Consider the following 22584-nt stretch of genomic DNA (forward strand, 5'->3'; position numbering starts at 1 on the left):
AGGTTAACGAGCGCGCGATCGTCGAAGCAGGAGCAGACCCATGTCCGAGCGGTGGACGCCAGACAGCTGGAGGGCCAGACCCGTCCAGCAGATTCCGGACTATCCGGACCAGGCAGCCTTGAAGGCGGTCGAGCAGCAGCTCGCCGGCTTTCCGCCGCTCGTTTTTGCAGGCGAGGCGCGAAAGCTCAAACGGGCGTTGAGCAAGGTCGCCGCCGGCGAGGCCTTCCTGTTGCAGGGGGGCGATTGCGCCGAGAGCTTTGCCGAGCATTCGGCCGACAACATCCGCGATTTCTTCCGGCTCTTCCTGCAGATGGCGGTGGTGCTGACCTTCGCCGGCGGCTCGCCGGTGGTGAAGGTCGGTCGCATCGCCGGCCAGTTCGCCAAGCCGCGCTCGGCTCCCAACGAAACCATCGGCGGCGTCGAGCTGCCGAGCTACAAGGGCGACATCGTCAACGACATCGCTTTCACCGAAGAGGCGCGCATTCCCGATCCGCGACGTCAGCTCGAGGCCTATCGCCAGTCGGCCGCGACGCTGAACCTTATCCGCGCCTTCGCGACCGGCGGCTACGCCAATCTCGACCACGTCCACGGCTGGATGCTGGGCTTCGTCAAGGACTCGCCGCAGTCGCATCGCTATACCGAGGTGGCCGGGCGCATCACCGAGGCGCTCGACTTCATGCGCGCCATCGGCATCGATCCCGAGACGCATCCCGAGATGCGGATGACGGATTTCTACACCAGCCACGAGGCGCTGCTGCTCGGCTACGAGCAGGCGATGACACGCACGGATTCGACCACGGGCGAGTGGTACGACACCTCCGGCCACATGGTCTGGATCGGCGACCGGACGCGCCAGTTCGACCATGCCCATGTCGAGTTCTTCCGCGGCATCAGGAATCCGATCGGCCTGAAATGCGGGCCTTCGACCACGGTCGATGGCCTGATGAAGCTGATCGATGTGCTCGATCCGCAGAACCAGCCGGGCCGGCTCACGCTGATCGGCCGCTTCGGCGCCGACAAGGTGTTCGACAACCTGCCCGCTCTGGTGCGGGCCACCAAGCGCGAAGGCCGCAACGTCGTCTGGTCCTGCGATCCGATGCACGGCAACACGGTCAAGGCCGGCAACTACAAGACGAGGCCCTTCGACCTGATCCTGACCGAGGTGAAGAACTTCTTCGCCGTGCATCAGGCCGAGGGGACGCATGCCGGCGGCCTGCATCTGGAGATGACCGGCAAGAACGTCACCGAATGCACCGGCGGCGCGCGCGGCATGACCGACGCCGATCTGAACGACCGCTACCACACGGTCTGCGATCCGCGCCTCAACGCCGAGCAGGCGCTCGAGCTCGCCTTCCTCGTCGCCGAACTGGTCAAGCGCGAGCGGGCCGGGCGAGCAAGGCCGGCGGTCGAGGCGGCGGAATGAGCCTTGGCCGAATGGCCGGCGGCTGATCGAAGCAGGAGGGCGCGGCGTGAGACGCGCCCTCTTTTTGGCGGGCCCGTCTCGATCAGAACTTCAGCGCGGCGCCGACGCGGGCGGTGTTCACGCCGACCGTGAGGCCCTCGACGTCGTTGAAGCGCGTGTAGAGGTATTCGGCGCGCAGGATGATGTTGTCGGCGAGGGCCGCCTCGACGCCGCCGCCGACGACGCCGCCATAGCCCCAGACGTCCCTCTTCGGCCCGCCCAGGACACGCGGGAAGCCGAGGTAGCTGCCGAGGCGGACGCCGGCATCGTTGGTCGGGCCCCAATCGGCGTTGACCCCGACATTGGTGTCGAAGCGGCCCACGGCCGCGCCGATCGTGAAATAGGGCATGATCTTGCCGAAGGCGTAGCCGAAGCGGGCGCGCAGGCTGAACATGTCGTTCAGCTTGCCGTCCTGCCGCGTTGCGACGGTGATGTATTCGTTGCCGAAGCGGCGTGCCTGAAACGTGGAAGCGCCCGCGCCCTGGCCGACGCGGCCGTAGTCGCCTTCCAGGCCCAGCACGGCGTCGCCGAAGGCGAAGTTATAGCCCGTATAGACGCCGAAGCTCGTGCCGCTGTCGCGGCGAGGCTGTGTGGCCACGAGATCGGCCGGGTTGAACGCCCCGGAGATGGTCGTGCCGCGATAGGCCATGCGGACGAGGTCGTCCACGCCCTTGTCCGTCTCGAAGCGGCTCTGGCTCTGCGCGGCGAAACCGCCGGCATAGAAGCCGGTCCAGCTGAAGCGCTCGCTGAAATAGTCCGAAGGAGGCGGCGGCGCGTCCTCGATCTGCGAGCCGCGCAGGACGGGATAATCGGCCGCCAGAACCTGCGATGCGGCGCTGAGGCTGCAGGCGAGCAGGGCGGCTGCGGCGATGGACGGGTTACGCATCTTCGCTTCTCCGGGCGACGGCCGGCGCAGCTTCGAGCGCGGCCTGCCCTGATTCATGCGCGATTAACCCTAACGGTCGGTTAAGCCTTCAGGATGCCCGACAGCGGATGATCGGCGGCCCTGGCCGGCTCCCGATTGCCGCCCTTCGGCAAACCCGTCATAAGCCCAGCCCATGACAACGCCGCTCGTCCGCTCCGCCCCGTCGCCGACGGGGCATCTCCATATCGGCAATGCCCGCTCGGCGCTGTTCAACTGGCTCTTCGCCCGCAAGCATGGCGGCCGGTTCCTGCTGCGCTTCGACGATACCGATCTGAGCCGTTCGACGCCGGAATTCGCCGCCGCGATCACGGAAGACCTCGCCTGGCTCGGGATCGCACCCGATGCGATTATCAGCCAGTCCCGGCGGCTCGCCCTCTACGATGCGGCGGCCGACCGGCTGCGTGCGATGGGCCGGCTCTATCCCTGCTACGAGACCGCCGACGAGCTCGACCGCCGCCGCAAGCGCCAGCTCGCGCGCGGCCTGCCGCCGGTCTACGACCGCGCCGCGCTGGGCCTGACCGACGACGATCGGGCGAAACTGGAGGCCGAGGGCCGCAGGCCGCATTGGCGCTTCAAGCTCGAAGCGCGCGTGGTCGCCTGGACCGATCTCGTGCGCGGCGAGGCCCATGTCGATTGCGCCTCGCTCTCCGACCAGGTGCTGATCCGCGAGGACGGCAGCTATCTCTATCATCTGCCCTCGGTGGTGGACGATGCCGAGACCGGCATCACGCATATCATCCGCGGCGAGGATCACGTCACCAACACGGCGGTTCATATCCAGATCTTCGAGGCGCTGGGCGCAAAGCCGCCGATCTTCGCCCACCACAATCTGCTGACCACGGTCGGCGGCGAAGGCCTCTCCAAGCGGCTCGGCCATCTCTCCTTGCGGGGTCTGCGCGAGGCCGGCGTCGAGGCCCTGGCCGTCGCGGCGCTGGCGACGCTGACCGGCTCGTCGGATGCCGTGCGGCCGGTCGCGAGCCTCGACGAACTGGCGGAGCTGGTCGATCTCGCCCATGTCTCGCGCGCGCCGGCGAAGTTCGACGAGCACGAGCTCGAGACGCTGAGCGCGCGGACGCTGCATCAGCTCCCGCTGAGGGCCGTCGCCGAGCGGCTGGCCGCGTTCGATGTGCCGGCGACCGAGCCGTTCTGGCTGGCGGTGCGCGGCAATCTCGCCAGGCTCGACGAGGCCAGAATCTGGTGGCGGGTGGTCGAGGGGCCGATCGGGCCGATCGTCGGCGACGCCGGTCTCGCCGAGACGGCTGCCGCATTGCTGCCCCCCGAGCCGTTCGACGCCACGACCTGGAAGAGCTGGGCCGGCGCGGTCGCCGCGTCGACGGGGCTCAAGGGCAGGGCGCTCTTCATGCCGCTGCGACAGGCCTTGACCGGGCTCGACCATGGGCCGGAGCTGGCGGCGCTGCTGCCGCTGATCGGCCGCGAGAAGGCGCTCAAGCGCCTGGCCGGCGAGGCGGCCTAAGGCCCCGTCGCCGAGGGGCCGAGATTGGGCGCAAGGTTGGGCGCCACGATCCGGACCATGCGTTTCTCGCCGGTGACGCTCTGGCTCTCGCGCTTCAGGCCGTCCCCCTTCTCGATCACCTTCTCGCCGACTGACTTCGGTCCGACGCCGGCCGATTCGGTGCCCGCCGTCGGCGAGTTCTCGGACGGCATCGGCGTCTCGTCGGCGGCGGCCGGCGCGGCCGTCGGCTGGACGGTCGGCGCAGGCTGCGTGCCGCGCTTGCGCGGGTCGGGCCGCTCGGTCTGGCGTTCGGCCTTGGGCCGCGACAGCTCGGCGGCGCGCTGCTCGGTGACGATGACGTCGCCCTTGCGCTTGTCGAGCAGGTATTCCGCTTCCTTCAGCGCCTGCGACCAGGTCTGGCCCTGGGCCTTGCAGGTGCAGGTGGAATCGAAGCTGCGCTGGTATTTGCCGGCGTTCGGCAGCGACGTGTAGGGCTGGCCGGTGCTACGCGAGACGGCGTTCTGGATGTCGCCGCCACTGGTCATGCCGAAGGCGGAGGCCTCCGCGCCCGGGCAGAGCGCCTGGCACATCTCGTCGCCGCCTTCGCGTCCCCCCGGATTGTTGGCGAGCGGGAAGAAGTAGCCGTCGCAGCCGCGAACGCAGACGGTGTAGGGCCCGCCGGCGCGCGGCTTCTCCGGTTCCACGGGCTGCTCGGGATCGAGCTCCGGGAAAGTCGAATCGAGCTGACCGCGCCGCGGCTCCAGTCCGAAGATGGTCTCGAAGAAGCCGCGCTGCTGCGGCTGGGCGCGGCAGTTGTTCTCGATCGCCGCCATCAGCTGCGACCGGCGCCGCGGATCGCCGCCGCCCTGCGCCTGACGCTGGAGCGCGCCGTATTGCGCCTGCAACTGGCCGATCTGCGCGCGCAGGCCGGCGCATTGCGGGGGCGGTTGCTCGCCGAAGAACAGGAAGCCGCCGCGGTCGCAGCCCATGGCGCGATACTGGCCGCTCGCCTGGGACAACTGGCCGCCGACGCGGCGAGCCGCATCCGTCGCTCGCGGATCGCCGCCTTGTCCCTGCAGGCTCGCGAGTTCGGAACGCCACGCATTGCAGGCCGGCGACTGCGCCAGCGCCGCGCCGGCCATGGAAGAGAAAGCCACCAGGATTGCGGCGACACGTCTTGAGAAGGCTGACTTCATCGCCGTTGCGGCCATATCACCCGAGTTTGGATTGGCCCGCGGGCCGTCGATACTGCCGGCACCACAGCCCAAGAACGCGACGGAACTATGGACGGCCACAGGCAAGGCCATGGCTGGAGGCCATGATGCCTCTTCAGGCCGCTCCGAAATGGCAGATTCGACGCCGTGCGGCAATTGTTGTCGGATTCGTGATCGCAGGCGCGCAGTGGTGCGGGGCTCGCCTTCTCGCTAGAACGGCAAGGCTGCCGGCACTCGCGCCGGACGCTCCTCCTGCGCGATGACCCGATGTCTGTCCAGACCCCGTTCCAGCCTCTCGAAGACGCATTCATCCCGGAGCTGCCGAATTACTATCGCGGCAAGGTCCGCGAGAACTACGACCTGCCCGATGGCCGCCGCGTCCTGATCTCGACCGACCGGCTCAGCGCCTTCGACCGCGCCATCGCGGCGATCCCGCTGAAAGGGCAGGTGCTGACGCAGAGCGCCCGCTACTGGTTCGAGGCGACCGCCGACATCTGCCCCAACCATGTGCTCGAATATTCCGATCCCAACGTCGTCGTCGGCAAGAGGCTCGATATCCTTCCCGTCGAGATCATCGTGCGCGGCTATCTCGCCGGCACGACCGGCACCTCGATCCTGACGCTCTACAAGCAGGGCGCGCGAGAGATGTACGGGATGTGCTTTCCCGACGGGTTGCGCGACAACGAGGCGCTGCCAGAAGCCGTGATCACGCCGACGAGCAAGGCCTTCGACGGCGGCCATGACGAGCCGCTGTCCGCCGCGCAGATCGTCGCGACGGGGCTGCTGACGCAGGCGCAATGGGACGAGGTTTCGAGCCATGCTCTGGCGCTGTTCGGGCGTGGGCAGGCGATGGCCGCGGCGCGCGGGCTGATCCTCGCCGACACGAAATACGAGTTCGGCACGGACGGGGAGGGCCGCATCCTGCTGGCCGACGAAATCCATACCCCCGATTCCAGCCGCTACTGGTTCGCGGAGAGCTATCCCGAGCGTTTCGCCAAGCGCGAGAAGCCTGAATCCTTCGACAAGGATTTCGTGCGCAACTGGGTCGTCGCCCGCTGCGACCCCTACACGCAAGAGCTGCCGCCGATCCCGCCGGAGCTGATCGCGCAGACCTCGCAGGTCTATGTCCGCGCCTATGAGACGATCACCGGCCGGGCATTCGAGGCTCCGCCCGCCGGAGAGCCGCCGCTGGAGCGGATCAGGCGCAACCTGGCGCGGTATTTCTGAATAGTCTCGCCGTTCACTGGAACCTTTCACATTCGCGCCGTCGTCCAGGGGCGACGGCGTTGGGTAATGGGAGGCTCTCTACGGACGCGATCGACCATCACGCCTCCTCCTCGCGATAGCCGCCCGCCAGATGCCGGCCGCGTTCGGTCAGCGTCGCCAGCACGCGCTCGAACACCTTGAGTTCGTCCGCCGCGATGCCTTCGGTCCAGCGCGCCTGGAAGGCCAGCGCCAGCGGCACGATCCGCGCGTAGATGCGCAGCCCCGCCGGCGTCAGCGCGATGAAGGCCTCGCGCCGGTCCTGCCGGTTCTCGGCGCGCGAGACCAGCCCGCGCGATTCGAGATCGCGCACCGCTCGCGAAACCTTCGTCTTGTGCATCTGAGCCAGTTCGCCGATGTCGCGCGAGGTCAGCTTGCCGAACTCGCCGAGCTGCGCGACGACCCGCCATTGCGGGATGTCGATGCCGAAATCCGCCCCATAGATCCGCCCCAGCGCCCGGCTCGCGAAGAAGCCGACCACGTTCAGCCGGTAGGGCAGGAACTGCTCGAGATGCAGCGCGGGTTCGGGCGCCTTCATTGACATTGGTTTCATTTGCAACTAATTCGGGTCGGTCAGCGAACCGGGTTCGGGCGATCAATCCATAAACGTCGCGCTTGTCAAAGCCGGGTTGGAACGCAGGAGGTCAGGCGCATGAACATCCAGGCCAAAGTCGAGCCCGCCAATGCCAGGACGACCGGCGGAACGCTCGGCTACATGTCGGGCTTCGGCAACTCCTTCGAGACCGAGAGCCTGCCCGGCGCGCTGCCGGTCGGCCGCAACTCGCCGCAGAAGCCGGCCTACGGGCTTTATGCCGAGCAGCTCTCGGGCTCGCCCTTCACCGCGCCGCGTTCTTCCAACGAGCGCTCCTGGCTCTATCGCATCCGCCCGAGCGTCAAGCATGGCGGGCGCTGGGCCAGGGTCGACAAGGGCCTGATGCGGACCGCGCCCTGCCGCGACGAGGCCGATCTTCCGATCGGCCAGATGCGCTGGAGCCCGATCCCGCCGCCGACCGCGCCGACGACCTTCGTCACCGGCCTCGCCACGCTGACCACCGCCGGCGACGCCGATACGCAGAGCGGCATGGCCGCCCATATGCTCTTCGTCACCAAATCGATGGAGCGCGAATACCTCTTCAACGCCGACGGCGAATATCTCGTCGTCGCGCAGGAGGGGCGGCTTCGCTTCTTCACCGAGTTCGGCGTCATCGAGATCGAGCCCGGCGAGATCGCGATCATCCCGCGCGGAGTCGTCTTCCGCTGCGAACTGATCGACGGGCCGGCGCGGGCCTATCTCTGCGAGAACTATGGCGGCGCCTTCACGCTGCCCGATCGCGGGCCGATCGGCGCCAACTGCCTGGCCAATCCGCGCGATTTCCTGACGCCCGTCGCGGCCTATGAGGACATCGAGGAGGCGTCCACGCTCTACGCCAAATGGGGTGGGGAGCTTCATGCGACGCCGATCGGCCAGTCGCCGCTCGACGTCGTCGCCTGGCACGGCAACTACGCGCCCTACAAATACGACCTGCGGACCTATTCGCCGGTCGGGGCGATTTCGTTCGACCATCCGGATCCGTCGATCTTCACGGTGCTGACCGCGCCCTCCGAGACGCCCGGCGCCGCGAACATCGACTTCGTCATCTTCCCCGAGCGCTGGATGGTGGCGGAGAACACCTTTCGCCCGCCCTGGTACCACCGCAACATCATGTCGGAGTTCATGGGCCTGATCTACGGCGTCTACGACGCCAAGCCCGAGGGCTTCACGCCCGGCGGCTTCTCGCTCCACAACATGATGCTGCCGCACGGTCCCGACGCCCAGGCCTACGAGCACGCCTCGACCGTCGAGCTGAGGCCGGTGAAGCTCACCGGCACCATGGCCTTCATGTTCGAGACGCGCTTTCCCCAGCGCGTCACCGGCTATGCGGCGCGCCTGCCGCAGCTCCAGCCCGACTATGCCGCCTGCTGGGACGGGCTGAGGAAACGCTTCGACCCGGCGAAGAAAGAGGCGTGGTGACCGCGTTCGTCATTCCGGGGCTCGCGCAGCGAGAACCCGGAACCCACGACCGGGCGCGACCTTCCGGCAACGCTTCCAGGGCGGAGCCCCGTCGTGGGTTCCGGGTTCAGGCCGATGGCCTGCCCCGGAATGACAAGGCAGATTCACCGCGACCTGAGCCGGTTCATGAACGTGTCGTAGGACAGTTCCGCCACCTGCCACCAGAGCAGGTTCTCGCCGCGGAAGGCGACCATCGATTCGTAGCCCTTCTTGAAGAGCTCGCTCTTGGCCGAGGTCTCGGCGTAGTACTCCTCGGCCGCCTTGAGCGAGGCCTCCATGATCGGCAGCGGAAAGGCCTTGAGCTGCGCGCCCTGTTGCACCAGCCGGCGCAGGCCGCCCGGGTTCACGGCGTCGTATTTGGCCAGCATCCAGTTGTTTGCCGCCTCGCAGGCGTGCTGGACGATGGCCTGGTAGTGCTTGGGCAGCTTGTTCCAGGCCGCCTGGCCGATGACGAGATGCAGCATCGCGCCGCCCTCCCACCAGCCGGGATAGTAGTAGTATTTCGCGACGCGCACGAAGCCGAGCTTCTCGTCGTCATAGGGTCCGACGAATTCGGCGGCGTCGATGGCGCCGCGCTCCAGCGCCGGATAGACGTCGCCGGCCGCGATCTGCGTCGGCACCACGCCGAGCTTGGACAGCACCGCCCCGCCCATGCCGCCGATGCGGAACTTCAGGCCCTTGAGGTCCTCGAGGCTGGTCAGTTCCTTGCGGAAGAAGCCGCCCATCTGGCAGCCGGAATTGCCGCAGGGGATCGAATAGGCGCCGAACCTGGCGAGAGCCTCGTTGACGATCGGCTCGCCGCCGCCGAAATACCACCAGCTATGCTGCTGGCGGGCGTTCAGGCCGAAGGGAATGCCGGTGCCCAGCCCCAGCGCCGGCTCCTTGCCGGTGTAGAAATAGGTCGGCGTGTGCGCGCATTCGACCGTGCCCGAGGTCACCGCGTCGAGCGCCTGCAGGCCGGGCACGATCTCGCCGGCCGAGAACGCCTGGACCTGGAACTTGCCGTCCGTGGCGTCCGCCATGAACTTCGCGAACTGCTGGGCGGTGCCGTAGATCGTGTCGAGCGACTTCGGAAAGCTCGATGTCAGCCGCCAGCGCACCTCCGGCATCGCCTGCGCGATCGCGGGCATGGCGACGGGGGCGGCGACGGCTGCGAGAGCGCCTGTTTTCAAAAAGTCGCGGCGTTTCATATGGTCACCTCCCCAAAAGACTCTTGCGCCATTTCTGGCGCGTCCGGGAAGGAATGAAAAGACATGAAGCTCGCGTCGCTCGCACATGGCCGGGACGGCCGGCTCGTCGTGGTCTCCAGGGACCTGACGCGCGCCACCGACGCCTTCCCGGTCGTGGCGACCCTGCAGGCCGCGCTCGACGACTGGGAGCGTCATGCGCCGCGCCTTTCCGACCTCGCCGAGGGACTGGAGCACGGCTCGGTGCCGTCCTTCCGTTTCCACGAGCATGATTGCGCCGCGCCCCTGCCGCGCGCCTATCAGTGGCTCGACGGCTCGGCCTATGTGAACCATGTCGATCTGGTGCGGAAAGCGCGGGGCGCGACCATGCCCGAGAGCTTCTGGACCGATCCGCTGATGTATCAGGGCGGCTCCGACGCGAGCCTCGGCCCGCGCGCTCCCGTCCATGCCGGCGGCGAGGAGCACGGCATCGATTTCGAGGCCGAGATCGCGGTCGTCACCGGCGATGTGCCGATGGGCGTGAGCGCGGCCGAAGCGCTGGCCTATGTCCGCCTCGTCATGCTCGCAAACGACGTAAGCCTGCGGAATCTGATCGCGAGCGAACTGGCCAAAGGCTTTGGATTCGTTCAGTCGAAGCCGCCGACCGCCTTCTCGCCGGTCGCCGTGACGCCTGACGAACTCGGGTCCGCCTGGCAGGGCGGCAGGCTCGGCCTGCCGCTGCTGACGCAGGTCAACGGCAAGCCCTTCGGCAAGCCCGACGCCGGAGCCGACATGACCTTCGACTTCGGCGCGCTGATCGCGCATGCCGCGAAGACCCGCCCGCTCGGGGCCGGCACCATCATCGGCTCGGGCACGGTCTCCAATCGCGACAAGGCCGGCGGGCCGGGACTGCCGGTGGCCAAGGGCGGGCTCGGCTACGCCTGCATCGCCGAGCAGCGCATGGTCGAGACGATTCTCGACGGCGCGGCCGCGACGCCCTTCCTGCATTTCGGCGACAGCGTCCGCATCGAGATGAAGGACGCCGCCGGCCATTCCATCTTCGGCGCGATCGAACAGGACATCCTGCCTCATGCAAAATGACGCCGTCCAAACAGGAAAACCCGCCTTCGCCTCCAGTGCCGATCTCGGCGAGAAGACGATCTCGTTCGAGGAGATCGGCAAGGGCGTCTACGCCTACACCGCCGAGGGCGACCCCAATACCGGCGTCGTGATCGGCGACGACAGCGTGCTCGTCTTCGACGCGCAGGCGACGCCGAAGATGGCGCAGACCGTGATCGACCGGGTCCGGGCCGTCACCGACAAGCCGATCCGCCATGTCGTGCTGTCGCATTACCACGCCGTGCGCGTGCTCGGCGCGCCGGCCTATGGCGCGAGCGAGATCATCTGCTCGGATGCGGCGCGCACCATGATCGTCGAGCGCGGCGAGGAGGACAAGGCGAGCGAGATCGGCCGCTTTCCGCGACTGTTCCAGGGCGCCGAGTCGATCCGGCCGGGCCTGACCTGGCCGACCACGACCTTCTCGGAGGATTGCTCGCTCTGGCTCGGCCAGCGCGAGGTCAGGCTGATGTCGCTCGGCCGGGGCCACACAGCCGGCGACATCGTCGCCTGGATTCCCGATGCCGACGTGTCCTTCGCCGGCGACTTGGTCGAATACGGCGCGACGCCGTATTGCGGCGACGCGCATTTCACCGACTGGCCCGATACGCTCGACAATCTCGCCGGTTTAGGCTCGGTCGCGATGGTGCCGGGACGTGGGGCGGCGCTGGTGGGCGAAACGATGGTGGCGGACGGCATAGGCGGCACGCGCGCCTTTCTGAGCGACCTGTTCGAGGCGGTGATGCGGAACGCCGCGGCCGGCCGCTCGCTGCGCGAGACCTTCGAGCGCGTCCATGCGACGCTGAAGCCGTCCTATGGCGACTGGGTCATCTTCGAGCACTGCCTGCCCTTCAACGTCAGCCGCGCCTATGACGAGGCGAACGGGCTGGACCATCCGCGAATCTGGACCGACGAGCGGGATCGCCAGATGTGGGCGGAACTGCGGGGTTAGGAGGCAGCATTGAAGATCGTCACGGCTCACGAATTGGATCATATCTATTTGTGGGTTTTCTTCGCGACTTTTCTCTTGGTCTTGATCTTGGTCGCTATAGTGCATCCGCTGCGGAGAAAATGGCTGATCGAAACTCGGCAATGGTCGACAGATCGGGAGTTTCGCTATTTTAATCTCGACGAGTCAAGTCACAATAAGACAGGTGAGAGCTTTAACCGTTGGCTGATTCGAAATAGACATTATCGAACGCGGATTCTTTTCAAAGTGATGTGGGTACTGATGCTGTTCATTTTGATCTGGCCACTCATTTCAAAGGATTTTTGTTCGATCAACAAGTGCAGGGGCCGCCCTGCACCGACAGGGGTCTCCTCGCAATGACGCAGTGGCTCGCGATCGCGCCTCTGTCACGCCGCTCGCGGCCGGATCGCAGAGTAATCCCCGCCGGCCTCCGCCTTCGACAGATCATGCGCCAGTTGCAGGTTCAGCCAGAAGCGTGGGTCGGTGTCGAAATAGCGGCCAAGACGGATCGCCGTGTCGGCCGTCACGTCGCGTCGTTCCCGCGCGAGATCGCTGATACGGTTGCTGGGAACGCCGAGGGCGCTGGCCAGACGGCGTGCGCTGAGGCCGAGCGGTTCGAGATATTCCTCGCGCAGCACCTCTCCGGGGTGCGTTCTGATCCTAGACATCAAGCAATCTCCTGTCAGTGGTAATCGACGATGACGACCTCTTCAGGCCAGTCTCCATCCCAGCGGAAACAGATGCGCCATTGGTCGTTGACGCGAATGCTCCATTGTCCCTTACGGTCGCCCTTCAGGCTTTCGAGACGATTGCCTGGCGGTGAACGCAGATCGCGTAACCCTGTCGCGGCATCGAGAACGTCCAGCTTGCGCTTGACAATCCTTTCGATGCTCCGCCAAGCGGCCTTGGTCGCCCGCCCCCGGAAAACGTCTTCGGTCGCCCGATCGGCAAAGCTCGCGATCATCTCGCCAATATGTGATGCGTATCGCATATCAGTCAAGCGCGAGGCCTGTTGATGCAGCCACAAGCCCAGCGCCAATTCGCCTATCGCCGCTCACCCGATCAGGACGCAGCCGCCCCCACGCATCACCCGGTCGTCATCGTCGGCGCCGGCCCGGTCGGACTGACGCTGGCGCTCGATCTGGCGCGCCGCGCCGTGCCCGTGGTGCTGCTCGACGACAGCGATCGCATCGGCGAGGGCTCGCGCGCGATCTGCTTTTCCAAGCGCACGCTCGAGATCTTCGACCGGCTGGGCCTGGCCGAGGCGATGGTCGAGAAGGGCGTGACCTGGCAGCGCGGCAAGGTCTTTCGCGGCGAGCGTGAACTCTACGCCTTCGATCTGCTGCCCGAGGACCGGCACAAGCAGCCGGCCTTCATCAACCTCCAGCAATATTACGTCGAGGCGGCGCTGGCTGAGGCGGTTCTGGCAGAGCCGCTGGTCGACCTGCGCTGGAGCAACCGTCTGACGGCGCTCGATCCGCGCAATGACGGCGCGCTGCTGACCATTGCGACGCCCGACGGCGACTACCGGATCGAGGCCGAGTGGGTCGTCGCCTGCGACGGGGCGCGCTCGCCGACGCGGGCGATGCTGGGGCTGGAGTTCCGGGGCGAGGCCTTCGAGGACAAGTTCCTGATCGCCGACGTGAAGATGCAGGCCGCGTTCCCGACCGAGCGCTGGTTCTGGTTCGCGCCGCCGTTCCATTCCGGCCAGTCGGCGCTGCTGCACAAGCAGCCCGACGACATCTGGCGCATCGACCTGCAACTTGGCCCGGACGCCGACGCCGAGGCCGAAAAGCGGCCCGAGCGCGTGCGCCCGCGCATCGCGCAGATGCTCGGCCATGACGATTTTTCGCTCGAATGGGTCTCGATCTACCGCTTCCAGTGCCGCAGGCTCGACGGCTTCCTGCATGGCCGCGTGATCTTCGCCGGCGACGCCGCCCATCAGGTCTCGCCCTTCGGCGCGCGCGGCGCGAATTCCGGCATCCAGGACGCCGACAATCTCGGCTGGAAACTGGCCCTCGTGGTGCAGGGCAAGAGTCCGCTTTCGCTGATCGACAGCTACGATTCCGAGCGCGTCGAGGCCGCCGACGAGAACATCCTGCACTCGACGCGCGCCGCCGAGTTCATCGCGCCGCGCTCGCCGGGCGAACGCATCCTGCGCGATGCGGCCCTGTCGCTGGCATCCGCCTCCGCGCTGGGACGGCCCTTCGTGAACTCGGGCCGGCTCTCCCGGCCCACCAGCTATGCGGCCTCGCCGCTCTCGACGCCCGATCGCGGCTGGCAGGGGGGCCTCGCGCCCGGAGCGCCGTTCAAGGACGCGCCGCTGCCTGCGGTCGACGGCGGCCGAGCCTGGCTGAGCGAGGCGCTGCGGCCGGGCCGGCCCCTCGTCATCGCGCCGGGCGGGGATGGCGGGCAACTGGCGCCGCCCGATGTCGGCTACGTCGCCGCACCCTGCGCCCAGACGGCCGGAGACAATTCCGATGCCGCCGGCCTGCTCGTCCAACGCTATGCGCTGAGCGCCGGCGACGCGGTCGTGCTCCGGCCGGACGGTCATGTCGCCGCCCGCTTCCATCGGGCGACGCGGGTCGACATCGCGGGCGCGGTCGAGAGGCTCGAGGGTCGCATGTCATGACGGAGCCGGACCCTGTCGCTCCCGCGAAAGCGCGCCTGGAGCAGCGCCTTGCCGACCCGGACGCAGCCTACCGCCTGATCGCGCTCGGCCACCGCGGCCTCGACGAGGCCGGAAGCGCTTCCCTCAACGCGCGGCTCGTCCTGATCCTCGCCACCCAGGCCGGCGATCTCGAGGTGCTGCGCGAAGCGTTGGCGCTCGCCCGCGAGGCAGGCTAAGCGTTAGGGCAGGATGCCGAACGAGCCGAGCGAGCCATGATCGAACCGCTGACCTTCTACCCGACCGCGATCCCGCTCGCCTTCTTCATCTGGGGGCCGGTGCTGGTCGTCGTGCTGTTCTGGCTGGTCGGCGTCTGGGCCGGGCGGCAGGGCGTGGCCCGCTTCCTGGAGAACGACTGGAACGGCTTCACGGTCGAGGATGTCGACAAGCTGTTCGCGGCCTACGGGCCGGAGCGGCGTGCGAGATACCGGACCCGCGTGCTCCCGGCCGATGTCGCCTGCGCCGCGACCTATGCGATCGTCGGCGCGACGCTGATCGCCGGGCTTTACATGCGGGGCCAGCCCTGGTGGGTGGCGGCGCTATGCGGCGGCGGCTGGCTGCTCGGCGGTCTCGCCGACATCGCCGAGAACCTGTCGATCGCCCGGCTGCTCGACAGCTATCCCAGGCTCGAGGCCGGCAACGTCGCCTTCGCCAGCCGGATCACGCAGGTCAAGCTGGTGCTGTTCCCGGCCGGGCTGGTCGGCGCGCTGGTCGCGGCCTGGCTCGTGTTCAGGCCGCTGGCGGCTTAGTCCGACGCTCTGGCGAAACCGCGCGCTTGCAGCCATATCGGGCGCGCCGCGTCATGCCGCGCCGCCGAGGAGATCGCCATGGGCTTCCGTTTCGTTCCGCTCGCCACGCTGATGGCTTTCGCCTGTGCCGCCATGTCGCTGCCTGCTTCCGCGCAGGAGGACCTGATCTTCCGGAAGTCGACCGTGTGGAAGATGCTGACGCCCGACGACAAGCTCGCCGTCTACGGCGTCGACGATCCCGCGGTCGAGGGCGTCGCCTGTCATTACACCGTGCCGGAGAAGGGCGGCGTCTCGGGCATGTTCGGCCTGGCCGAGGAACTCTCCGACATCTCGCTCGCCTGCCGCCAGATCGGCCCGATCCGCTTCAAGGAAAAGGCCCAGCAGGGCGATGTCGTCTTCCGCGAGCGCCGTTCGCTGATCTGGAAGAAGATGCAGATCGTGCGCGGCTGCGACGCCAAGCGCAACGTGCTGATCTACATGGTCTACACCGACAAGCTGATCGACGGCTCGCCGAAGAACTCGACCTCCAGCGTTCCGATCATGCCCTGGGGCGGCACGGGCGAGGCGGCCAAGTGTGGCGAGTGGGTGAGGTGAGGGAGCCTCAGCCGCTGCAGGTGATGACGAGCGGTTGCTCCGGCGGCGTGCTTGCGTCGCTCTTCGTCGCCGAGCCGGTGAAGTCCTCGCGCGCCGCGATGCCGAAAGCGCTCGCCTGCCTGTAGCCTTGCGCCTCGCACCAGGCGTTGGCGACGATCCTGCCGCATTCCGACTTGCTCGAGATGCAGTCGGCGACGCCGTAGCCGTCGCTCGCCGGGATCAGGAAGGTGCGCGGGTCGCTGGAGGCGGCGACCGTGCGCGAGGTCGGCAGCACCGAAAGCGACAGGCCGGCTCCGAGAATGCCGAAAAGGCCGAGAAGGGCGACGGCGCGGCGCATTGTCAGAATTTCCTCATGAGGGGTTCGGCTCACAACCTTCGAATCGGAAGGATGGTTCCGGCCGGTTAAGTTTGAATGAATTCGCTCGCGCTCCATGCCGCGGCGCGGCGGGGCGCCCTCTTGACGCAAAGCCCGCGCACAGGCAAGCAGAACGTCATGACGCGAGCCGCCACCCTGATTTGTCGGATTTGCCGCTAGCTTTCGCTGGCCGGCTGCTCACGTCCTCGTCCGAACAGACCTGACAACAGCGCCCCGGCCAGCGGCCGTGATATGCCTATTGCTGTTCTTCGCAGGACGTTACGATGTCGCCGACCCTCAGGCTCCACAATACGCTGACGCGGACGAAGGAGGTCTTTGCTCCGATCGATCTGCGCAACGTCCGCATCTATGTCTGCGGCCCGACGGTCTACGACTACGCCCATATCGGCAATGCCCGCCCGGTCATCGTCTTCGACGTGCTCTACCGGCTGCTGCGCCATCTCTACGGCGCCGAGCACGTCGCCTATGCCCGAAACCTCACCGACGTCGACGACAAGATAAACGCCCGCGCCGCCCGCGATTTTCCGGGGCTGCCGCTGAACGAGGCGATCGGCAGGGTGACCGAGAGCACGACGGCGCGGTTCCATCGGGATATCGCCGCGCTCGGCTGCTTGCCGCCGACGACCGAACCGCGCGCGACGGATCATATCGGGCAGATGAAGGCGATCATCGAGCGCCTGATCGCGCGCGGCGTCGCCTATGTCGCCGAGGAGCACGTGCTGTTCCATGTGCCGGCGGTCGCGCATCTGAAGAACGCGCCGAAATACGGCTCGCTGGCGCGCCGCCCGCTCGACGAGATGATCGCGGGAGCACGAGTGGATGTCGCTCCCTATAAACGCGATGCGATGGATTTCGTGCTCTGGAAGCCGAGCCGCGACGGCGTCGATCCCGGTTGGCCCTCGCCCGCCGGCATCGCGACGCCCGGCCGCCCCGGCTGGCACATCGAGTGCTCGGCCATGTCGATGGCGACGCTGCTCGCCCCGTTCGGCGGCGGCCTCGCCTGCGACGATCCCGGGAAGAACCTCTTCGACATCCATGGCGGCGGCATCGACCTCGTCTTCCCGCACCACGAGAACGAGATCGCCCAGAGCTGCTGCGCCTTCGGCGGCGCGGCGGGCGCTCCGCGCATGGCGAACTACTGGATGCACAACGGCTTCCTGCAGGTCGAGGGCGAGAAGATGTCGAAATCGCTCGGCAACTTCGTCACGATCAACGAACTGCTGGAGACGGAGACGTTCGGGGGGCGGAAATGGCCCGGCGAAGTGCTGCGGCTCGCGATGCTGAAGACGCATTATCGGCAGCCGGTCGACTGGACGGTGAAGGCGCTGGAGGAAGCGCAAGCCACGATCTGGAGTTGGGAGCCGCTAGTTCGATACATCTCAAACCATCCCGCTGAAGCACCAAAACGCATCAGTGTTGATGTTGTGGAGGCTCTTCTTGACGACCTGAACACAGCAAAGGCGATGGCGGCTCTTCATGCGCTTGCACGCGCTGCAAGGAGCGGCGACGGCGATGCGGCGTCAACGCTCGCTGGCACAGCCGACTTTCTGGGCCTTCGACGCCACGCGTGGGACGCTGACGATCAGGCATTGACGTTCAAAATCGCTTCCGACGAAACCTTTGACATCAAGGTTGAAGCTCTCATCGCCGCCCGGCTCGACGCCCGCCTCGCCAAAAACTTCGCCGAATCAGACCGCATCCGCGACGAACTTGCCGCTATGGGCATCGCTCTCAAGGACGGCAAGAACGCCGACGGGCAGCCGACCACGACCTGGGAGGTGAAGCGATGATGTCGCTCGCCTCCCGCGAACCCATCATCGTCGCCGACGCCGGCCCGATCCTGCGCCTGGCGGCCGCCGGACTCCTGCCGATGCTCGCCCGGCTCAACCGGCGCATCGTGCTGGTGGATCGCGTCGAGGACGAGCTCGTCGGCGACGAGACCAGGCCCTATGCGGCCGATATCCGGCAGTGGATTGAGGATGAGGGCGACGCGCTGCTGCGCGTCTCGACGATCATCGGGGAGGGCATCGCCTCGCTCAAATCCCGCTCCCGGACGCCTGACGAAGACGCCCGCCTCAAATCCGGGCTGCGTAACTCGGGCGAATTGGCGCTGCGCGAATTCGTCGATCAGTGGCGGCCTGACGCCGTCTCCTCGGCCGTCGTGCTCTACGAAGACCGCAAGGTGCCCAACCTCTTTCTGGAGGTCGATTATCCCGTAACTCTGATGACGACACGCGCCTTCGTGCGGATGGTCGCCTCCTGGGGCGTCAACCTCGATGCGCCTGCCGCGCTGGAGGCGGTCGCTGCCATCTACGATCTCAAGCCGGCCATGATCGGCGAGATCGATCCCGAAACGCCCGTCGATCTCCGGCGGCTCCCGACTGCGCTGGACGACGACCGATGACCCCAGAAATCCGCCCCGCCGGCACGCTCTCCGTCGCCGTCAAGCTCGTCATGCTGGCGATGGTGGTGCCGCGCCTGCTGCGCTTCAAGCTGAGGCGCGAACCGTGACGCCTGCCCGCATCCATCTCTTCGACACGACGTTGCGCGACGGCGCGCAGACCACCGGCGTCGATTTCTCGCTCGACGACAAGCGCGCCGTGGCCGGCATGCTCGACAGGCTCGGCATCGATTATGTCGAGGGCGGCTATCCCGGCGCCAACCCGCTCGACACGGCCTTCTTCGCGCGCAAGCCGACGAAGCAGGCCAGGTTCGCCGCTTTCGGCATGACCAGGCGGGCAGGGCGCTCGGCCGCCAACGATCCGGGGCTCAGGGGCCTGCTCGACGCCGATGCGGACGCGATCGTCTTCGTCGCCAAGAGCTGGGACTATCATGTCCATGTCGCGCTCGAGATCTCGCTCGACGACAACCTCGCCGGCATCGTTGAGAGCGTCGAGGCGGCGAAGGCGGCCGGCCGCGAGGTCATGCTCGATTGCGAGCATTTCTTCGACGGATACAAGGCCAATCCGGATTATGCGCTGGCCTGCGCGAGGGCGGCCTACGAGGCGGGCGCGCGCTGGGTCGTGCTCTGCGACACCAATGGCGGCGCCTTGCCCGACGAGGTCTCGGCCATCGTCGCCGAGGTCGCGAAATCGATCCCCGGCGACCATCTCGGCATCCACGCCCATGACGATTGCGGCTGCGCCGTCGCCAATTCGCTGGCCGCGATCGAGGCCGGGGCGCGCCAGATCCAGGGCACGCTGAACGGCCTCGGCGAGCGCTGCGGCAACGCCAATCTCGTCACGCTGATCGGCGCGCTGAGGCTGAAGGAGCGCTACAGCAACCGTTTCGCCATCGGCGTGGACGACAGGCGGCTCGCCGAGCTGACCCATGTCTCGCGCGCGCTCGACGAGATGCTGAACCGCGCGCCCAATCGACACGCGCCCTTCGTCGGCGCCTCCGCCTTCGCGACGAAGGCCGGCATCCATGCCTCGGCCGTGCTGAAGGATCCGCGCACCTACGAGCACGTCCCCCCCGAGGCGACGGGCAATGTCCGCAAGGTGCTGGTCTCCGACCAGGGCGGCAAGTCCAACCTCGTCGCGGAGCTCGAGCGCATCGGCGTCACGCTCGGCCGCGACGATCCGCGCCTCGGACGCGTGCTGGAGGAGGTCAAGGACAAGGAGGCGCAGGGCTACGCCTTCGAGGGCGCCGACGCGTCCTTCTTCCTGCTGGTCAAGCGCATCCTCGGCGAGGTGCCGGGCTATTTCGCCGTCGAGCGCTTCAAGGTGAATGTCGAGCGCCGCTACAACGCCATCGGCGAACTCGTCACCTTCTCGGAGGCGATCGTGAAGGTGAAGGTCGGCGAGGAGGTGCTGATCTCGGCGGCCGAGGGCGCGGCCGGTCCTGTCAACGCGCTCGACGTGGCGCTGCGCAAGGATCTCGGCAAATACCAGTCGCTGATCGGCGGCCTGCGGCTGGTCGACTACAAGGTCCGCATCTTCCAGGGCGGCACCGATGCCGTGACCCGCGTGCTGATCGAATCCGCCGACGAGACGGGCGAGCGCTGGACCACGGTCGGCGTCAGCGCCAACATCATCGACGCCTCGTTCCAGGCGCTGACCGACTCGATCATCTACAAGCTGATGCGCGAGGGCGCGACGGCGTGACGCCGCGCCCTCGCGATCATGGAGCGCCTCACTCGGTCAGGCGGATGACCTTGTCGCGGCACAGGTCCATGCCCTCGTTGTCGCTCTCGACCTCGTCGCCGAACTTGGCGAGCACGTAATAGCTGCAGCCGGCCGGCTTGTTCAGCTTCAGGGTCGCGCTCTTGCCGGGCGCCAAGGGCTTGGCGAGCTTGGCGACGAGGCGCGGCTGCTCGCCGGTGGTGGCGATCTCGAAGCCGGTCAGGGGCACGGTCCTCGCATTGGTCACGGTGATCTGCGCCGGCGGCTTCTCGGCGCGCTGGGCGAGTGCCGGGCAGGCGGCAAACGTGATGGCTGCCGATGCCGCGACGAGGGCGGCGGTCGTAACGCGTTGAACTCGCATCGTCGTCTCTTCCCCAAAATGCGGACCTTCCCCGGCCCTCGCCCCATCTGACACCGGGCTTGGGACGAGAACAAGGCGATTCACGGATGCGCCGGTTCGCCCGCCCGGCCATGCGAGGTTGCATGCATTCGCGCGCGAAAGCGCCTATACCCGCCTTCGAACTGGAATCGTTTCAAGATGCCCCCGCCTGCCGCGCCGCCTCCGTCGCCGATCTTCGCCCGCTCCGCCGTGCTCCAGCCGGGCTCCGGGTTCGTCGCCACCTTCCGCGCGCTCTGGCCCTATCTCTGGCCGGCGGACCGCGCCGATCTGCGCCGGCGCGTCGTGCTCGCCTTCGCGCTGCTGGTCGCCGGCCGCGTCGTCCTGATGGGGGTGCCCTTCACCTTCAAGTGGGCGACGGACGCGCTCGCCAACACGCCCTCCACCTTGCAGAACTGGCTGCCCTGGCTCGTCGGCGCGCCGCTGGCGCTGACGGTGATCTACGGCCTGGCGCGCGTTGGTTCATCGGCCTTCATCCAGCTTCGCGACGCGCTGTTCGCGCCGGTCTTCATGCATGCGGTGCGCACGCTCGCGCTGCAGACCTTCGGCCATCTCCACCATCTCTCGCTGCGCTTCCATCTCGAGCGCAAGACCGGCGGGATGACCCGCGTGCTCGAGCGCGGCCGGAACGGCATCGAGGAGATGGTCCGGCTCGGCCTCAACCAGCTCGTCCCGGTCGTGGTCGAGCTCGTGCTGATCATCGCCGTGCTGCTGACCTTGTTCGACTGGCTCTACGTCGTCGTGCTCGCCCTGATGGTGACGGCCTACATGGCCTACACCATCAGGGCGACCGAGTGGCGAATCGCCATCCGCACCCGGATGAACGAGAGCGACACAGACGCCAATTCCAAGGCGATCGACTCGCTGCTGAACTACGAGACGGTGAAGTATTTCGGCGCCGAAGCCCGCGAGACCGCCCGCTACGACGTCTCGATGGCGCGCTACGAGCGCAATTCGGTCAAGGCCTACACCTCGCTCGCCTGGCTCAATTTCGGCCAGGCCGCGATCTTCGCCCTCGGGCTGACGATCTCGATGGTGATGGCGGTGCAGGGCTTTCGCGCCGGCACCCACACCGTCGGCGACTTCGTGCTGATCAACGCCATGCTGATCCAGCTCTACCAGCCGCTGAACTTCATGGGCACCGTCTATCGCGAGATCAAGCAGGCGACGCTCGATATCGAGCAGATGTTCTCGCTGATCGGCAAGGATCCGGAGATCCGGGACAAGCCGGGCGCGCCGCCCTTGCGGGTCGACGCCGGCGAGGTCGTCTTCGAGGACGTGCATTTCGCCTACGTCCCCGAGCGGCCGATCCTGAAGGGCATCTCCTTCACCGTGCCGCCGGGCCGCACCATCGCCATCGTCGGGCCGTCGGGCGCGGGCAAGTCGACCATCTCTCGGCTGCTGTTCCGCTTCTACGAACCTCAGGCGGGCCGCATCCTGATCGACGGCCAGCCCATCGCCGACGTCCAGCAGGCGAGCTTGCGCGCCGCCATCGGCATGGTTCCGCAGGACACGGTGCTGTTCAACGACACGATCCGGTACAACATCGAGTATGGCCGGCCCGAGGCGAGCGAGGCCGAGGTCGAGGAGGCGGCGCGCCTCGCCCAGATCGACCGCTTCGTCAGATCGCTGCCCGAGGGTTACGCCACCTCGGTCGGCGAGCGCGGGCTGAAGCTGTCGGGCGGCGAGAAGCAGCGCGTCGCCATCGCCCGCACAATTCTGAAGGGCCCGCCGGTGCTGGTGCTGGACGAGGCGACCTCGGCGCTGGATTCCTTCACCGAGAAGGAAATCCAGGATGCGCTCGACCGGATCAGCGAAGGCCGCACCACGCTGGTCATCGCCCACAGGCTCTCGACCGTGATCAACGCCGACGAGATCATCGTGCTCGACAAGGGCCTGATCGCCGAGCGCGGCAGCCATCCGCGGCTGCTTGCCGCCGACGGCGTCTACGCCGCGCTCTGGAACCGCCAGCGCCAGGTCGACGAGGCCAAGGCGACGCTGAAGCAGGCGGCCGAGGAAGAGGGCGAGAGCGTGCGGATCAGCCTGACGCCATGAAC

At 67.4% G+C, this 22584-nt stretch carries 22 protein-coding genes; 14 read left to right on the forward strand and 8 right to left on the reverse strand.

The window, feature by feature from the left end; genetic code table 11:
• Positions 1-40 precede the first annotated feature (40 nt).
• Positions 41-1423, forward strand: a complete 1383-nt coding sequence (locus tag AC1RRW_RS08725; RefSeq protein ID WP_492900301.1) for a class II 3-deoxy-7-phosphoheptulonate synthase — start codon at positions 41-43, stop codon at positions 1421-1423.
• An 82-nt stretch (positions 1424-1505) separates the two neighbouring features.
• Here the strand turns inward: AC1RRW_RS08725 and AC1RRW_RS08730 are convergent, their stop codons facing one another.
• Positions 1506-2348, reverse strand: a complete 843-nt coding sequence (locus tag AC1RRW_RS08730; protein ID WP_492900302.1) for an outer membrane protein — start codon at positions 2346-2348, stop codon at positions 1506-1508.
• 172 nt (positions 2349-2520) lie between these two features.
• On the opposite strand from AC1RRW_RS08730, the gene gltX reads away from it, so the two are divergent.
• A complete protein-coding gene (gltX, locus tag AC1RRW_RS08735) occupies positions 2521-3861 on the forward strand; it encodes a glutamate--tRNA ligase (RefSeq protein ID WP_492900303.1) in 1341 nt (446 codons plus the stop codon).
• Here gltX and AC1RRW_RS08740 read toward each other — a convergent pair.
• Entirely contained in the window at positions 3858-4997 is a 1140-nt protein-coding gene (locus AC1RRW_RS08740; RefSeq protein ID WP_492900304.1) for a DUF2865 domain-containing protein, read from the reverse strand. The two genes, gltX and AC1RRW_RS08740, sit on opposite strands and share 4 nt — an antisense overlap.
• A 324-nt stretch (positions 4998-5321) precedes the next feature.
• Here AC1RRW_RS08740 and AC1RRW_RS08745 point away from each other — a divergent pair, with 324 nt between their 5' ends.
• Entirely contained in the window at positions 5322-6281 is a 960-nt protein-coding gene (locus AC1RRW_RS08745) for a phosphoribosylaminoimidazolesuccinocarboxamide synthase (protein WP_492900305.1), read from the forward strand.
• A gap of 97 nt (positions 6282-6378) precedes the next feature.
• Here AC1RRW_RS08745 and AC1RRW_RS08750 read toward each other — a convergent pair whose 3' ends face one another.
• The gene (locus AC1RRW_RS08750; protein WP_492900306.1) at positions 6379-6855 is read right to left on the reverse strand and encodes a MarR family winged helix-turn-helix transcriptional regulator; all 477 of its coding nucleotides are present in this window, start codon (positions 6853-6855) and stop codon (positions 6379-6381) included.
• A 114-nt stretch (positions 6856-6969) separates the two neighbouring features.
• On the opposite strand from AC1RRW_RS08750, the gene hmgA reads away from it, so the two are divergent.
• On the forward strand, positions 6970-8328 hold the full coding sequence (gene hmgA / locus AC1RRW_RS08755; protein ID WP_492900307.1) for a homogentisate 1,2-dioxygenase: 1359 nt from the start codon (positions 6970-6972) through the stop codon (positions 8326-8328).
• 143 nt (positions 8329-8471) lie between these two features.
• On the opposite strand, the gene AC1RRW_RS08760 is transcribed toward hmgA, so the two are convergent.
• On the reverse strand, positions 8472-9557 hold the full coding sequence (locus AC1RRW_RS08760) for a TRAP transporter substrate-binding protein (RefSeq protein ID WP_492900309.1): 1086 nt from the start codon (positions 9555-9557) through the stop codon (positions 8472-8474).
• 63 nt (positions 9558-9620) lie between these two features.
• Here AC1RRW_RS08760 and AC1RRW_RS08765 point away from each other — a divergent pair, with 63 nt between their 5' ends.
• Positions 9621-10634 (forward strand): fumarylacetoacetate hydrolase family protein, encoded by a 1014-nt coding sequence (locus AC1RRW_RS08765; protein WP_492900310.1) that lies wholly within the window; start codon positions 9621-9623, stop codon positions 10632-10634.
• The gene (locus tag AC1RRW_RS08770) at positions 10624-11601 is read left to right on the forward strand and encodes an MBL fold metallo-hydrolase (RefSeq protein WP_492900311.1); all 978 of its coding nucleotides are present in this window, start codon (positions 10624-10626) and stop codon (positions 11599-11601) included. The genes AC1RRW_RS08765 and AC1RRW_RS08770 overlap by 11 nt, the downstream gene beginning before the upstream one ends.
• 404 nt (positions 11602-12005) lie before the next feature.
• On the opposite strand, the gene AC1RRW_RS08775 is transcribed toward AC1RRW_RS08770, so the two are convergent.
• Positions 12006-12287 carry a HigA family addiction module antitoxin gene (locus AC1RRW_RS08775; RefSeq protein ID WP_492900622.1) on the reverse strand — a complete coding sequence of 94 codons (282 nt, stop codon included), beginning with the start codon at positions 12285-12287 and terminating at the stop codon, positions 12006-12008.
• A 14-nt stretch (positions 12288-12301) separates the two neighbouring features.
• Positions 12302-12583 (reverse strand): type II toxin-antitoxin system RelE/ParE family toxin, encoded by a 282-nt coding sequence (locus AC1RRW_RS08780; RefSeq protein ID WP_492900623.1) that lies wholly within the window; start codon positions 12581-12583, stop codon positions 12302-12304.
• Between the two features lie 51 nt (positions 12584-12634).
• Between AC1RRW_RS08780 and AC1RRW_RS08785 the strand changes: the two genes are divergently transcribed.
• From AC1RRW_RS08785 to AC1RRW_RS08800, 4 genes are all read left to right on the forward strand, one after another.
• Positions 12635-14251, forward strand: a complete 1617-nt coding sequence (locus AC1RRW_RS08785; protein WP_492900312.1) for an FAD-dependent oxidoreductase — start codon at positions 12635-12637, stop codon at positions 14249-14251.
• The gene (locus AC1RRW_RS08790) at positions 14248-14466 is read left to right on the forward strand and encodes a DUF2783 domain-containing protein (protein WP_492900314.1); all 219 of its coding nucleotides are present in this window, start codon (positions 14248-14250) and stop codon (positions 14464-14466) included. Before AC1RRW_RS08785 ends, AC1RRW_RS08790 begins: the two co-directional genes overlap by 4 nt.
• Before the next feature lie 36 nt (positions 14467-14502).
• Positions 14503-15036 carry a hypothetical protein gene (locus tag AC1RRW_RS08795; protein WP_492900315.1) on the forward strand — a complete coding sequence of 178 codons (534 nt, stop codon included), beginning with the start codon at positions 14503-14505 and terminating at the stop codon, positions 15034-15036.
• Positions 15037-15147: 111 nt separating this feature from the next.
• The gene (locus tag AC1RRW_RS08800) at positions 15148-15630 is read left to right on the forward strand and encodes a CreA family protein (RefSeq protein ID WP_492900624.1); all 483 of its coding nucleotides are present in this window, start codon (positions 15148-15150) and stop codon (positions 15628-15630) included.
• Between the two features lie 7 nt (positions 15631-15637).
• On the opposite strand, the gene AC1RRW_RS08805 is transcribed toward AC1RRW_RS08800, so the two are convergent.
• Complete coding sequence (locus AC1RRW_RS08805) at positions 15638-15967, reverse strand: hypothetical protein (protein WP_492900316.1); 330 nt, start codon at positions 15965-15967, stop codon at positions 15638-15640.
• Between the two features lie 302 nt (positions 15968-16269).
• Between AC1RRW_RS08805 and cysS the strand changes: the two genes are divergently transcribed.
• The 3 genes from cysS (at position 16270) to cimA (ending at position 20112) form a co-directional block, all read left to right on the forward strand.
• Entirely contained in the window at positions 16270-17796 is a 1527-nt protein-coding gene (cysS, locus tag AC1RRW_RS08810) for a cysteine--tRNA ligase (protein ID WP_492900317.1), read from the forward strand.
• Positions 17793-18410, forward strand: a complete 618-nt coding sequence (locus AC1RRW_RS08815) for a hypothetical protein (RefSeq protein ID WP_492900319.1) — start codon at positions 17793-17795, stop codon at positions 18408-18410. Before cysS ends, AC1RRW_RS08815 begins: the two co-directional genes overlap by 4 nt.
• Before the next feature lie 103 nt (positions 18411-18513).
• The gene (cimA, locus tag AC1RRW_RS08820; protein WP_492900320.1) at positions 18514-20112 is read left to right on the forward strand and encodes a citramalate synthase; all 1599 of its coding nucleotides are present in this window, start codon (positions 18514-18516) and stop codon (positions 20110-20112) included.
• Between the two features lie 28 nt (positions 20113-20140).
• Here cimA and AC1RRW_RS08825 read toward each other — a convergent pair whose 3' ends face one another.
• Positions 20141-20491 (reverse strand): hypothetical protein, encoded by a 351-nt coding sequence (locus AC1RRW_RS08825; protein WP_492900321.1) that lies wholly within the window; start codon positions 20489-20491, stop codon positions 20141-20143.
• Between the two features lie 177 nt (positions 20492-20668).
• On the opposite strand from AC1RRW_RS08825, the gene AC1RRW_RS08830 reads away from it, so the two are divergent.
• Positions 20669-22582 carry an ABCB family ABC transporter ATP-binding protein/permease gene (locus tag AC1RRW_RS08830; RefSeq protein ID WP_492900323.1) on the forward strand — a complete coding sequence of 638 codons (1914 nt, stop codon included), beginning with the start codon at positions 20669-20671 and terminating at the stop codon, positions 22580-22582.
• The last annotated feature ends 2 nt before the right edge of the window (positions 22583-22584 follow it).

This window comes from Allobosea sp. GW821-FHT12C12 (assembly GCF_058807355.1).